The sequence below is a fragment of the Streptococcus sp. oral taxon 056 str. F0418 genome (assembly GCF_000220065.1).
Classification (GTDB): Bacteria; Bacillota; Bacilli; order Lactobacillales; family Streptococcaceae; genus Streptococcus.
This window is the reverse complement of the sequence record NZ_AFQU01000001.1, coordinates 1-12,953: the sequence shown is the minus strand read 5'-3', so window position 1 is coordinate 12,953 and position 12,953 is coordinate 1. Positions and strand designations below refer to the sequence as shown.

General features: G+C 38.8%; 10 protein-coding genes, 1 tRNA gene and 5 pseudogenes. 9 read left to right on the top strand and 7 right to left on the bottom strand.

What is annotated here, in order from left to right:
* Positions 1 to 6: 6 nt before the first annotated feature.
* From HMPREF9182_RS00075 to HMPREF9182_RS00055, 5 genes and pseudogenes are all read left to right on the top strand, one after another.
* On the top strand, positions 7 to 1,122 hold the full coding sequence (locus HMPREF9182_RS00075) for a cysteine desulfurase family protein (RefSeq protein ID WP_009443872.1): 1,116 nt from the start codon (positions 7 to 9) through the stop codon (positions 1,120 to 1,122).
* Position 1,123: 1 nt separating this feature from the next.
* Positions 1,124 to 1,477 (top strand): DUF1831 domain-containing protein, encoded by a 354-nt coding sequence (locus HMPREF9182_RS00070; protein WP_009754556.1) that lies wholly within the window; start codon positions 1,124 to 1,126, stop codon positions 1,475 to 1,477.
* A 32-nt stretch (positions 1,478 to 1,509) separates the two neighbouring features.
* Positions 1,510 to 1,728 (top strand): annotated as a pseudogene (locus HMPREF9182_RS00065) (DUF4649 family protein); the annotation flags it as partial.
* 263 nt (positions 1,729 to 1,991) lie between these two features.
* Positions 1,992 to 2,633, top strand: a complete 642-nt coding sequence (locus tag HMPREF9182_RS00060) for a redox-sensing transcriptional repressor Rex (RefSeq protein ID WP_009754599.1) — start codon at positions 1,992 to 1,994, stop codon at positions 2,631 to 2,633.
* Positions 2,634 to 2,657: 24 nt separating this feature from the next.
* A pseudogene (locus HMPREF9182_RS00055) lies at positions 2,658 to 3,349 on the top strand (gamma-glutamyl-gamma-aminobutyrate hydrolase family protein).
* On the opposite strand, the gene radC reads toward HMPREF9182_RS00055, so the two are convergent.
* From radC to gyrA, 3 genes and pseudogenes are all read right to left on the bottom strand, one after another.
* Positions 3,346 to 4,026 carry a RadC family protein gene (gene radC, locus HMPREF9182_RS00050; RefSeq protein ID WP_009754693.1) on the bottom strand — a complete coding sequence of 227 codons (681 nt, stop codon included), beginning with the start codon at positions 4,024 to 4,026 and terminating at the stop codon, positions 3,346 to 3,348. The pseudogene HMPREF9182_RS00055 and the gene radC sit on opposite strands and share 4 nt — an antisense overlap.
* A gap of 70 nt (positions 4,027 to 4,096) precedes the next feature.
* Positions 4,097 to 4,845, bottom strand: a pseudogene (locus HMPREF9182_RS00045) (class A sortase).
* A gap of 9 nt (positions 4,846 to 4,854) precedes the next feature.
* Positions 4,855 to 7,311: a DNA gyrase subunit A gene (gene gyrA / locus HMPREF9182_RS00040; RefSeq protein ID WP_009443274.1), complete on the bottom strand. Its 2,457-nt coding sequence runs from the start codon at positions 7,309 to 7,311 to the stop codon at positions 4,855 to 4,857.
* A 195-nt stretch (positions 7,312 to 7,506) separates the two neighbouring features.
* Here gyrA and HMPREF9182_RS00035 point away from each other — a divergent pair, with 195 nt between their 5' ends.
* On the top strand, positions 7,507 to 8,493 hold the full coding sequence (locus HMPREF9182_RS00035; protein WP_009443468.1) for an L-lactate dehydrogenase: 987 nt from the start codon (positions 7,507 to 7,509) through the stop codon (positions 8,491 to 8,493).
* Here HMPREF9182_RS00035 and HMPREF9182_RS00030 read toward each other — a convergent pair.
* The 3 genes and pseudogenes from HMPREF9182_RS00030 to HMPREF9182_RS11110 form a co-directional block, all read right to left on the bottom strand.
* A pseudogene (locus tag HMPREF9182_RS00030) lies at positions 8,483 to 8,874 on the bottom strand (NUDIX hydrolase). The gene HMPREF9182_RS00035 and the pseudogene HMPREF9182_RS00030 overlap by 11 nt on opposite strands.
* Before the next feature lie 103 nt (positions 8,875 to 8,977).
* Positions 8,978 to 9,049: transfer RNA gene (locus HMPREF9182_RS00025), tRNA-Arg, on the bottom strand.
* Positions 9,050 to 9,855: 806 nt separating this feature from the next.
* Positions 9,856 to 9,993, bottom strand: coding sequence for a hypothetical protein (locus tag HMPREF9182_RS11110; RefSeq protein ID WP_009754250.1), 138 nt, complete (start codon positions 9,991 to 9,993; stop codon positions 9,856 to 9,858).
* A gap of 39 nt (positions 9,994 to 10,032) precedes the next feature.
* Here HMPREF9182_RS11110 and HMPREF9182_RS11105 point away from each other — a divergent pair.
* A pseudogene (locus tag HMPREF9182_RS11105) lies at positions 10,033 to 10,330 on the top strand (transposase); the annotation flags it as partial.
* A 60-nt stretch (positions 10,331 to 10,390) separates the two neighbouring features.
* Here HMPREF9182_RS11105 and HMPREF9182_RS11040 read toward each other — a convergent pair.
* The gene (locus tag HMPREF9182_RS11040) at positions 10,391 to 11,080 is read right to left on the bottom strand and encodes an LPXTG cell wall anchor domain-containing protein (RefSeq protein ID WP_303659931.1); all 690 of its coding nucleotides are present in this window, start codon (positions 11,078 to 11,080) and stop codon (positions 10,391 to 10,393) included.
* A gap of 10 nt (positions 11,081 to 11,090) precedes the next feature.
* Here HMPREF9182_RS11040 and HMPREF9182_RS11035 point away from each other — a divergent pair, with 10 nt between their 5' ends.
* The gene (locus tag HMPREF9182_RS11035) at positions 11,091 to 12,590 is read left to right on the top strand and encodes a hypothetical protein (RefSeq protein ID WP_009443800.1); all 1,500 of its coding nucleotides are present in this window, start codon (positions 11,091 to 11,093) and stop codon (positions 12,588 to 12,590) included.
* On the top strand, positions 12,590 to 12,953 hold a 364-nt coding region (locus HMPREF9182_RS11030; protein WP_441347887.1), incomplete at its 3' end, for a hypothetical protein. The genes HMPREF9182_RS11035 and HMPREF9182_RS11030, both read left to right, overlap by 1 nt.

The following is a 12,953-nucleotide window of genomic DNA, read 5'->3' as shown; positions in this document are numbered from 1 at the left end:
TGCGACATGATTTATTTTGACAATGCAGCTACAACTCCCTTATCAAAAGTCGCCATTAATACGATGATTGATTTAATGAGTACAGTTTACGGAAATCCTTCTAGCACACATCATCATGGTCGTGAAGCTAGTAAAATACTAAGACAAGCACGTTTAACCATTTCTCAAGCATTGAGAACCAATCCAAAGAATATCCTTTTTACATCAGGGGGAACCGAAAGCAATAACACTGTACTGAAAGGATATGCCCTCAAACACCAAGATCTTGGAAAGCACATTATTACAACTACAATTGAGCACCATTCAGTCTTAGAACCCTTACACTATCTAGCAAGTCAATTTGGTTTTGATATAACCTTTATTGAGCCAGTTGAAGGGAAAATTCGAGTCGAAGACATTGAACAGGCGCTCCGACCGGACACGATCTTAGTTTCGACTATGTTTGCGAATAACGAAACAGGCTATCTCTTACCAATAAAAGAAATTGGCCAACTATTGAGAAATCACCCTGCCAAGTTCCACGTAGATGCTGTACAAGCAATCGGTAAAATTCCTGTTTATCCTGAGGAGTTGGGAATTGATTTTCTAAGCGCTTCTGCTCATAAATTTCATGGCCCAAAAGGTGTTGGATTTTTATATACCAAAGACCTTGATTTTGAGAATTTATTACATGGTGGTGATCAAGAAGACAAGAAGCGTGCAAGTACAGAAAACCTCATTTCTATCGCAGGAATGGCTGCTGCCCTTCAAGAAGATATAACGCAGATGGATACAAATCTTACTCACGTTCAGAATCTCTATCAAGAACTTATAAAAGGATTAGATGGTATTCACTATTATCTCAATGAAGAAGACCCTCATCTACCTTATGTCCTTAATTTGGGAATCCCAGGTAAAGCAAATGATCTCTTACTAATGCAGCTTGACATAGCTGGTATCTCTATCTCTACCGGTTCAGCTTGCACTGCCGGCGCCATAGAGCCTAGTCACGTTTTATCTTCTCTCTATGGAAAAGATTCACCTCGACTCAACGAATCATTTAGAATCAGTTTTTCGGATCAAAATACTATCCAAGAAATACAAACCTTCACAAAAACTTTAAAAGAAATTTTAGGAGAATAACATGGCCTTTGAAACATCTATCACCTTAAAAGATTGCCTCTACACCTATAAGCTTCATCCAAACGTAAAAAAATTTACTCTGAAAGATAATACATTTGCGGAAACAAAAGTTGGAAATTTTGAATTAAGTCGATTATTAGAAGAAATTCCAAATAGTGGACAAGGTTTTTTACTAAAAATCATTTTTAATAAAGACCTATCTGGATTTAAAATCAATATCACTGATAAATCTGGACTTCGCTTGGTGAACATCTTTAAGTCCGAATCTCAAAAAATAATTCAAGAAAAATTCTATTTTCTGATGGATAGTCTAGTAGAAAGAGACATTTTCATAAAAGAAGAACAAACAAAATAAATCATTTGCCAACCAATTAAAGAGGAATAGCCATGATTAAATTAAAATATCTAGATTCCTATCACATAGAAAGAACCGTTTCTTATGAAGACTACGATGAATTTCTATTAGCCTTCTCAGGTTGTGTCACCATCCCAGATAGTTTCACCGTTCTTTCATTGAGCTATAACGACCAACTCCTTCCCTTCCAAGGAAAGATTGGGGAGCTTTATCGATCTATGTCACAATTCGATTTGACATCCTATAAAAATAAAAAAGAGAGTGGGACAGAAATTGGTAATTCATTAGAATTCGATTTCATCGTCCCACCTCCGCACAGTTGAGTAGGGCTGTAAAAGCTGATGAAACCAGCGTAGTAGAGCCCACTCAACCACTGCGTCTTGCTCGACAATCCAAAGACAATTGAGAGGCTAGGACTTTTGTCCCAGTCTCTTTTTCTGTAGAATTTCAATTTTTAAAATAGTTGATTTTTTCACAAACTTTCTATAAAATAGAAAGGAAAGGATGTGATTTTGTGAAAACAGAAAAAAATTCAAGCATTCCTCGTGCAACCGCAAAACGTTTATCACTTTACTATCGAATCTTCAAGCGCTTTAATGCAGAAAAAATAGAAAAAGCCAGCTCCAAACAAATCGCTGAGGCCATTGGCATTGACTCTGCTACTGTTCGTCGAGACTTTTCATATTTTGGTGAATTAGGTCGTCGAGGTTTTGGCTATGATGTCAAAAAACTCATGAATTTCTTTGCAGATTTACTTAATGATAACTCTATTACTAATGTCATGCTCGTTGGGGTTGGGAATATGGGCCATGCTTTACTACACTATCGTTTCCATGAAAGAAATAAGATGAAAATCGTCATGGCCTTTGATATGGATACCCATCCAGAAGTTGGTACAGCTACTCCTGATGGAATTCCAATTTATGGTATTTCACAAATCAAAGAAAAATTAAAAAATGCAGATGTAAAAACCGCTATCTTGACTGTACCAAGTATCAAAGCTCAGGAGGTGGCTAGCATACTTGTTGAGGCTGGTATCAAAGGAATCCTTAGTTTTTCACCAGTCCACCTTCACCTTCCTAAAGACGTTGTTGTCCAGTATGTCGACTTAACCAGCGAACTTCAAACACTCCTATACTTTATGAGAAAAGAGTAACATTAGAAAGAGATTATTCCATTTATGAGAAAACCAATTATTGGTATTACTGCCAATGAACGATTAAATCCGGAAGATAATTTTGCAATGATGAGCTATGCTGCAACTGGATTCGTTGAAGCAGTCACAAAAGTAGGTGGCATTCCTGTTATTCTCCCTATATCAGATGAGAAAATGGCTCGCCATTATGTTAGCATAGTTGATAAAATAATCATAACTGGTGGTCAAAACGTTGATCCTAAATTTTACGGAGAAGAAAAACAATTGACAGTGATGACTATCACCTTGATCGTGATTATTTTGAATTGGCAATCATCGATGAAGCAATCAAGCAGAAAAAACCGATTTTCACTGTCTGCCGCGGAACCCAACTTTTTAATGTAGCTCTTGGAGGAAGCCTCTTCCAAAGTATTGATAATCATTGGCAAGAACTCTCTGCAGAACATCGCACACAAGAAACTGCTATAAATAAAGGGAATATTCTCTTTGATATCTATGGAAACTCAACAAGAATCAACTCTTTTCATCACCAAAGCATCAAAGATTTAGGAGATGACTTAGAAGTTATCGCTTACGACCCACGTGACAATATTATTGAAGCAATTCAAACTACAAATGACATTGCTTTCTTAGGTGTTCAGTGGCATCCAGAATTTCTATTTGATAGCCAGAAAAAAGGCTTAGACTTATTTAACTATGTCGTTAATAAGCTTTAGATTAAATCCGTTTCCTCTCTGTAGCTATAATAGTTTTCTCCTGCTACAATTAAATGATCAAGTAAAACGAAGCCCATCATCTCGCAGGCTTCTTTTATTTTTGTAGTCACATGATCATCATCTCTGCTAGGCCTAGCTGCACCAGATGGATGATTATGCACTAATATAATTGATGTCGCCATATGCTTTATTGCATAATGAAGAATTTCCCTAGGTTCTGCCATGCTACGTGTCAAACTACCGATAAAAATTGTCTGTTGATGAATAATTTGGTTTTGTGTATTTAGATATAGTGCTACTAAATGCTCCTGTTTCTTATGACTCAATTCTTGTTGCATTTTCTTTGCCAATTTTTGACTGCTGAGAATTCGCTCCCTTTCCAGTGTCTCTGCTTTAGAAATACGGTTTCCTAATTCCATCATAGCTTGTAATTCGATAGCTTTTACTCGACCAATCCCAGAAATAGTTTGTAACTCAGATAAAGTCATATGACGTAATTCTGTTAAACTAGAAACAGAAGCTAACATTCTACTTGCAACTTGAAAAACTGTCTCTTTTTTATTTCCAGTACGAATCAGAATAGACAGCAACTCCTGATTGCTTAATTGTTCAGCTCCTTGCCGAACCAAACGTTCACGTGGTAATAATGATTCCTCTTGAAATGATATACTGTACATAAAATCCTCCTCATATTTATATTCGCAAAAAAAGAATGAAGAAAGCCATTAAAAACCTTCTTCATTCTTTTTAAAGTTGCATTTGATTGTATGATCTATTGAAATAATCCAATATTTCTTTAGAAGTATCTTTATAAAGTGATTCTTTTTCTAGGACACCTTTGACAATTGTCCGAGAGGTTGCTTCAGCATCTTCGCAGGTCACAAGCGTTACTTCACTTGTCCCATCTGGAGCATCATCAATGACATCTACTCGCTCAGGTGTAACATTTTGAACACTCGTAATAGTATAAGTATATACTTTATCTTTGTCCGTTAAATAAATCTTCATGCCAGCTTGAGCACGATCCAATGGTGAGAAGAGCATTTCATTTGCACCTGTAATGCCAAAAACATGATGGCTAGCCAAAGCATAATTGCCTTTTCCCATCTGCTGCTCTTCTTTCATAGTACCAGCGCCATAGTAGAGTCCAGTATTATCCAAACCATTAAAAATAGGCAAGTTCAAAGATAATTCTGGAATAGCAATCCCTCCAATAACGGGTAATTGCTGAGCCTTCCATTGAGCATTTAGCACTGCTTCTGTTGAGACTGGCTCTACTTTCTCAAAGTTAAAGTTCCCTTTTTTGTTTTATTTGTTTCAATTTCTTTCTTAGAAACTTTTGAAACTTGGTACTTATTCGTATTCCAAACCATAATCATATTTCTAATGGAAGAATTGAAAATCAAAGCCAGAGCCAGCAAAACTAAAATTGAAGAAGCTACATTGATAATAAGATTACGAATACTGAACTTCTTCTTTTTCTTATGTAATGCCATATTATCTCCTTATTCCGCTTCTTCTACTTGAGAATCTTCCTTATCGTCAGCTTCTACAGTTGTGAAGGTCACAATTTGTGCATTCTGATCTAGACGCATCACTTTCACTCCCAATGTAGCACGTCCTGTTTGCGAGATATTTGCTACATTCGTGCGAATAATCACTCCTGTGTTCGTGATAATCATCAGATCTTCTTCGCCTTTAATCGTCATCAAACCAGCTAAATATCCGTTTTTATCCGTAATATTCGCTGTTTTGATTCCTTTACCACCACGACCTTTTGTAGGATACTCGCTTGCAAGAGTACGTTTACCATATCCTTTTTCAGTAATGACAAGAACCTCATCGGTATCAGAAATCACGCCTGCTCCGACTACTTGGTCTCCTTCACGTAGATTTACCCCACGAACACCAGTTGCAATACGGCTCATATTCCTTACAGCTTCTTCATTGAAACGGACAGAGTAACCATATTTTGTCCCAATAATGACATCTGCTGACCCATCTGTCAAGAAGACATTAATTAACTCATCATCTTCTTTTAGATTTAAAGCTCGTAGACCATTTTGGCGGATATTAGAAAATTCTGTTACGCTGGTTCTCTTCACGACACCATGACGAGTCGTAAAGAAAAGATAGGAATCTTCGCTGTGATTTTGTTCTACATTGATGATGGTTTGAATCGTCTCCCCTTCGTCAAGTTTTAAAAGATTGACAATAGGCAAACCTTTTGCTGTCCGTCCATACTCTGGAATTTCATAGCCTTTAAGCCTATACACTCTACCTTTATTAGTAAAGAAGAGCAACCTATCATGAGTACTTGTTGAAACGAGTTCTTTAACAAAGTCATCATCTTTGACGCCCGTCCCTTGAACACCACGGCCTCCACGCTTTTGAGCGGTAAATTCAGCTTGGTTTAAACGTTTAATGTATCCTTTATTAGATAGGGTAATGAGAACATCTGCTTCTTCAATTAGATCCTCATCTTCTAAAGAAAGCACTTCACCAACCATAAGTTCTGTACGGCGATCGTCGGCAAATTTACGCTTCACTTCGTCCAATTCTTCTCTAATAATAGCGAGAACTCTCTCAGGTTTAGCTAGGATATCCGTCAAGTCAGCAATCAGAGCAATCAATTCGTCGTATTCTGACTGGATTTTATCACGTTCCAATCCTGTTAAACGACGAAGACGCATATCAAGGATTGCTTGGCTTTGACGCTCAGATAGTTCAAACTTAGCCATTAACTGAGCTTGTGCTTCTGCATCTGTCTCACTATTACGGATGATCCGAATCACTTCATCAATGTGATCCAAAGCAATCAAAAGACCAGCTAAAATATGAGCTCGCGCTTCTGCCTTTTCTTTATCAAAAACTGTACGACGTGTTACCACTTCTTTTTGATGCTCAATATAGGCCAACAGAATCTCACGAAGAGACAGAATCTTCGGCACACCGTTTTGGATAGCCAGCATATTGAAGCTAAAATTGGTCTGCATCTGAGTCAGCTTAAAAAGATTATTCAAAATAACATGAGCAGATGCATCACGTCTAACTTCAATTACAAATCGCACTCCCTCACGATTTGACTCGTCACGAACAGCTGTAATACCATCAATGCGCTTTTCTTGCACCAAACGAACAATATGCTCATGCACCTTGGTCTTGTTGACCATATAAGGAAATTCTGTTACGACAATTCGTTCACGCCCATTCTTAGTTTCTTCAATCTCAGTTCTAGAACGAAGAACAATTGAACCTTTTCCAGTTTCATAAGCACGGTGAATGCCTGATTTCCCCATGACAAGAGCACCAGTCGGAAAGTCTGGTCCAGGCAAAACTTCCATGATGTCACGAGTAGTAGCCTCTGGATTATCCATGACAAGCTTAACCGCATCAATGGATTCACCTAAATTATGTGGTGGAATATTAGTAGCCATCCCAACGGCAATACCAGTTGCTCCATTGACTAAAAGATTTGGAAAACGAGCTGGAAGGACAACTGGTTCTCTTTCATTGGCATCATAGTTATCAATAAAATCAACTGTATTTTTATTAATATCACGTAGCATTTCCAGAGCAATCTTGCTCATACGTGCTTCTGTATAACGTTGAGCAGCGGCTCCATCTCCATCCATGGAACCAAAGTTCCCATGCCCATCTACAAGCATGTAGCGATAGCTCCACCACTGCGCCATACGGACCATTGCTTCATAAATAGAAGAATCCCCGTGAGGATGGTATTTACCCATAACGTCACCTGTGATACGGGCTGATTTTTTGTGAGGTTTATCAGGTGTCACACCAAGCTCATTCATACCATAAAGAATTCTCCGATGGACAGGCTTCAGACCATCGCGCACATCCGGAAGAGCACGAGAAACGATGACACTCATAGCATAGTCAATAAAACTCGTCTTCATTTCACTAGTTAGATTGACATTTACTAAATTCCTATCTTGCATTAAAAAATGCCTCTTTTCACTTTAAATAACTGTACTATTATACCATATTTTGAATGATTTTTCAGTAAAGAGGCTTTAAAGTAAAAACGTTTACATCCGGTAAACTGACACATCTGCCGTGACAAAGCATAGTAAAAGTGATAGAATAGGTTTGTTTGGGATTACCCCTTAAAAAAGTAAAGGAGATTTGAGAGAATGACTCTTGAAAAACAACATAAAAAAGTTATCCTTGTTGGTGATGGTGCTGTAGGTTCATCTTACGCTTTTGCCCTTGTCAACCAAGGAATCGCACAAGAACTTGGTATTATTGAAATTCCAGCTTTATTTGACAAAGCTGTTGGTGACGCTGAAGATCTTAGCCATGCGCTTGCTTTCACATCACCTAAAAAAATCTATGCTGCTAAATACGAAGACTGTGCAGATGCTGACCTTGTTGTTATCACTGCAGGTGCTCCACAAAAACCAGGTGAAACACGCCTTGATCTTGTCGGAAAAAATCTTGCTATCAACAAGTCTATTGTTGAACAAGTTGTTGCATCAGGATTTAATGGTATTTTCCTCGTTGCAGCAAACCCAGTTGATGTTTTAACATACTCTACATGGAAATTCTCAGGATTTCCTAAAGAACGTGTTATTGGTTCAGGTACTTCACTTGATTCAGCTCGCTTCCGTCAAGCACTTGCTGAAACAATTGGTGTTGATGCCCGTTCTGTACACGCCTACATCATGGGTGAGCACGGTGACTCTGAGTTTGCCGTTTGGTCACATGCTAACGTTGCAGGTGTAAAATTAGAGCAATGGTTACAAGCTAACCGCGACTTGAATGAACAAGATCTGATTGATCTTTTCATCTCTGTTCGTGACGCAGCATACTCTATCATCAACAAAAAAGGCGCTACTTACTACGGTATCGCAGTAGCTTTGGCTCGTATCACAAAAGCTATCCTTGATGATGAAAATGCTGTATTACCTTTGTCAGTCTTCCAAGAAGGCCAATACGGTGTTGAGAATGTCTTCATTGGTCAGCCGGCTATCGTTGGTGCTCACGGTATCGTACGTCCAGTAAACATCCCACTTAACGATGCTGAAACTCAAAAAATGCAAGCTTCTGCTAAAGAATTGCAAGCAATTATTGACGAAGCATGGAAGAATCCAGAATTCCAAGCAGCATCTAAAAACTAATGATAAAAACATCTCCTAATAAAAGGGGATGTTTTTTAGTTGCTTTATATGGATTATTCGGCAAAAATCTCAAGAAAAAAAGACACAAAGTACTCCTTATGCCTTCCAAAGAAGTAATCCAGACAAAGCCTAAATGCTCTTCTGAATCTAATATAATATCACGCTCTTCCAAAATCTCGCCAGCATCTTTTATAGAGTCAAATTGACTATCTTCATGGATAATCCTATTAATCCGAATCTTTTGATTTACCTCCTCCATAGCCTCATGTAGTGCTGCTTTTCTTAGTAGTTCATTCCCTTCTACACTCCCGCCTGAAATATCCCAATAAGCCGGATTGCTTTAGGGAGTTTCTCCTTTATTTTCGAAAATTTGATAAGCAAGTACTTCCCATCTTGCTTGGCAAAGTATGGCGGTTAATTTCTCCTTCAGTATATTTTCCTTCCCCAAAAAGAAAAAAGACTCCAAAGAGTCTGATTTAAATCATCCACCCTGAGAGAATCGAACTCCCATCTCAAGAACCGGAATCTTACGTGATATCCATTACACTAAGGGTGGCTAACTTAATCATTATAAACAATTTTCAATAAAAATACAAGCAAAAAAAGACCCGTGTATCGGTAGAATTTTTTAGAATGGACAATTCCAATATATTATGAAGGAGAAACAAAAGCAAGAATAGAACGAAAAAAGACTGAACCATTTTTTTGCTCAGTCTTGACATATGATTCCTGATGATCCTGATCTTCCATCTCTACTCTATATTGCTTTCTTGTTCTAGCGCTAAGTGCATAAGATTGATCAATGTATATACAAACCCTATCACGGTTATATTCTGTAAATAAATCCGAAGCTGGTCGACATTCAAGTTGTACCTATTTTAAGCGCAAAACTAACTTCTGAATAATACCGAGCAATTAATTCCAATACTTAACTGCAGGAGCTTCTCTCGCGCATTCAGTCCCACTTCCAGCCTGATTTTTAAAATTACGGAAACCATGAGAAATCACAACCACCCGTTAGACGGGTGGTTTATTTTTTCGTACCTAACCGAGCGAAACGGACTGAAAATAACATATTGAAAAGCGACCAAACCATCATTAGAAAGAATCTTATAGAACAATTAAAATTTATCGCAAACTTACTTGGAATTAAAGACTAGAACACCACTATCTTGGATTATTTTGATGCTGGAACACACAAAGAAATTATCACTAAGCTTGAATTATCCTGTGTCTAAATCCCCTTACTATACGGGAAAATGACTTAATATGACTTCCAGAAAGACTCAAAAATAACTTACCCAGAATACGAGAGATATAAAAATCTCATTCACCTAAAAAACAACGTTTTCGCTGTAAAGGCTACGGGAAAATTGCTTTTTCAAAGATTTCCTTAGTCAAGAAGAAACGCCAAATTACATCTATCGCTAAAAAACTAATCGAAAAGATCCCCATGACTACCATCACTGAAAGCTTAGCCGTTTCAACTTTAACTGTCATCCGAAAACTGAAGAAATTGGACTTCAAGATGAATCTATTCATTTTCGAGAAAAGCACATTGGCCATTTTTATGAATTGTTCAAGCAAGCAATTTCCTTTATAAATCCTAACTTTTAGACTATTTTTAGCCCCCTTTTGAGAGATAGGAGCAAGATCATTTACAATGCACTGGAACCGCCCTACTCAAATGCAAGGCTAGAAGCTACTAATAACCTCATCAAAGTCATCAAGAGAAATGCTTTTGGCTTCCGGAGCTTTGAAAACTTTAAAACTAGAATTCTCATCGCTTTAAACATCAAAAAAAGAGAGGACCAATTTGGTCCTCTCCAGGTTGTAGCTTTTCATCAACCCACTGCAGTTGATAAAGAGCCGTTTTTGTTTCTAGTTAAGAGCAGAATTAATCTTCCAATTCCACTTCTTCAGAAGTTTTTTTCTTTTTCTTAGCTAGAAGTGATACACCTGCTAATGCTGCAACGCCTAAACCTAATGTACCGTATTGTGCTTCGATGCTTCCTGTTCCTGGAAGGGCAGAAGAAGGTGAAACCACTCCATGAGGAACACCTGTTGGTGCTGGCTGTGGTTTCGGCACAAGAGATCCTGCTTTAGACAGACTAGTAGAAGCTGAAATAGAATCACTTAATGAAGTACTTGTGCTCAAGCTACGTGATAAGCTATCGCTGAGTGACAGACTTGTAGAGACACTAGTTGAGAGACTGTTGCTCAAGCTAATAGACGCACTGATTGATGGGTTAATGCGGTTAGAAACTGAAGCTGAATCGCTCAATGAAGTACTTGTGCTCAAGCTGTCTGACAAGCTACGTGATAAGCTATCACTGAGTGACAGACTTGTAGAAACACTGGTTGAGAGACTGTTGCTCAAGCTAATAGACGCGCTGATTGATGGGTTAATGCGGTTAGAAACTGAAGCTGAATCGCTCAATGAAGTACTTGTGCTCAAGCTGTCTGATAAGCTCGTGCTAGTAGAAACACTATTGCTTAGTGAGATACTGTAACTTGCAATATTAAAGGTTGGCTTAGATGTGCTTGCTGGCTCACCCTTACTTGTTACAACAGAGTGTGATTGCAATGAGCGGCTTGTGCTCAGTGAGTTACTAATTGATATAGAAGTACTTGTGCTTACTGAAGCGGAGTTAGATGCACTGATTGATGCTGACTCGCTCGCACTTACTGATGCACTTGTGCTTGCTGATACAGAGTTACTTACTGATGCTGAAGTACTTGTGCTTACTGATGCAGAGTTAGATGCACTGATTGATGCTGAAGTACTTGCACTTACTGATGCACTTGTGCTTGCGCTTACTGATGCAGAGTTAGATGCACTTACTGATGCTGAAGTACTTGCGCTTACTGAAGCAGAGTTAGATGCACTTACTGATGCAGAGTTAGATGCACTTACTGATGCTGAAGTACTTGCGCTTACTGATGCACTTGTGCTTGCTGATACAGAGTTACTTACTGATGCTGAAGTACTTGCGCTTACTGAAGCAGAGTTAGATGCACTTACTGATGCAGAGTTAGATGCACTTACTGATGCTGAAGTACTTGCACTTACTGATGCTGAAGTACTTGCGCTTACTGATGCAGAGTTAGATGCACTTACTGATGCTGAAGTACTTGTGCTTACTGAAGCGGAGTTAGATGCACTGATTGATGCTGAAGTACTTGCACTTACTGATGCACTTGTGCTTGCGCTTACTGATGCAGAGTTAGATGCACTTACTGATGCTGAAGTACTTGCGCTTACTGAAGCAGAGTTAGATGCACTTACTGATGCTGAAGTACTTGCACTTACTGATGCTGAAGTACTTGCGCTTACTGATGCTGAGTTAGATGCACTTACTGATGCTGAAGTACTTGCGCTTACTGAAGCAGAGTTAGATGCACTTACTGATGCACTTGTGCTTGCTGATACAGAGTTACTTACTGATGCTGAAGTACTTGCGCTTACTGATGCAGAGTTAGATGCACTTACTGATGCTGAAGTACTTGCGCTTACTGATGCAGAGTTAGATGCACTTACTGATGCACTTGTGCTTGCTGATACAGAGTTACTTACTGATGCTGAAGTACTTGCGCTTACTGATGCAGAGTTAGATGCACTTACTGATGCTGAAGTACTTGCGCTTACTGATGCAGAGTTAGATGCACTTACTGATGCTGAAGTACTTGTGCTTACTGATGCACTTGTGCTTGCTGATACAGAGTTACTTACTGATGCTGAAGTACTTGTGCTTACTGAAGCGGAGTTAGATGCACTGATTGATGCTGAAGTACTTGCACTTACTGATGCACTTGTGCTTGCGCTTACTGATGCAGAGTTAGATGCACTTACTGATGCTGAAGTACTTGCGCTTACTGAAGCAGAGTTAGATGCACTTACTGATGCACTTGTGCTTGCTGATACAGAGTTACTTACTGATGCTGAAGTACTTGCGCTTACTGATGCAGAGTTAGATGCACTGACTGATGCTGAAGTACTTGCACTTACTGATGCACTTGTGCTTGCTGATACAGAGTTACTTACTGATGCTGAAGTACTTGCGCTTACTGAAGCAGAGTTAGATGCACTTGATTGATGCTGAAGTACATGCACTTACTGATGCTGAAGTACTTGCGCGTTACTGAAGCAGAGTTAGATGCACTTACTGATGCTGAAGTAGATGCACTTACTGATGCTGAAGTACTTGCACTTACTGATGCAGAGTTAGATGCACTTACTGATGCTGAAGTACTTGTGCTTACTGATGCACTTGTGCTTGCTGATACAGAGTTACTTACTGATGCTGAAGTACTTGCGCTTACTGATGCACTTGTGCTTGCTGATACAGAGTTACTTACTGATGCTGAAGTACTTGTGCTTACTGAAGCGGAGTTAGATGCACTGATTGATGCTGAAGTACTTGCACTTACTGATGCACTTGTGCTTGCGCTTACTGATG

Excerpts from the sequence above, each read along its gene's own strand:
- HMPREF9182_RS00075 (WP_009443872.1), top strand. The coding sequence starts at position 7 with ATGATTTATTTTGACAATGCAGCTACAACTCCCTTATCAAAAGTCGCC.
- HMPREF9182_RS00070 (WP_009754556.1), top strand. The coding sequence starts at position 1,124 with ATGGCCTTTGAAACATCTATCACCTTAAAAGATTGCCTCTACACCTAT.
- radC (WP_009754693.1), bottom strand. The coding sequence starts at position 4,026 with ATGTACAGTATATCATTTCAAGAGGAATCATTATTACCACGTGAACGT.
- gyrA (WP_009443274.1), bottom strand. The coding sequence starts at position 7,311 with ATGCAAGATAGGAATTTAGTAAATGTCAATCTAACTAGTGAAATGAAG.
- HMPREF9182_RS00035 (WP_009443468.1), top strand. The coding sequence starts at position 7,507 with ATGACTCTTGAAAAACAACATAAAAAAGTTATCCTTGTTGGTGATGGT.
- HMPREF9182_RS11110 (WP_009754250.1), bottom strand. The coding sequence starts at position 9,993 with ATGACAGTTAAAGTTGAAACGGCTAAGCTTTCAGTGATGGTAGTCATG.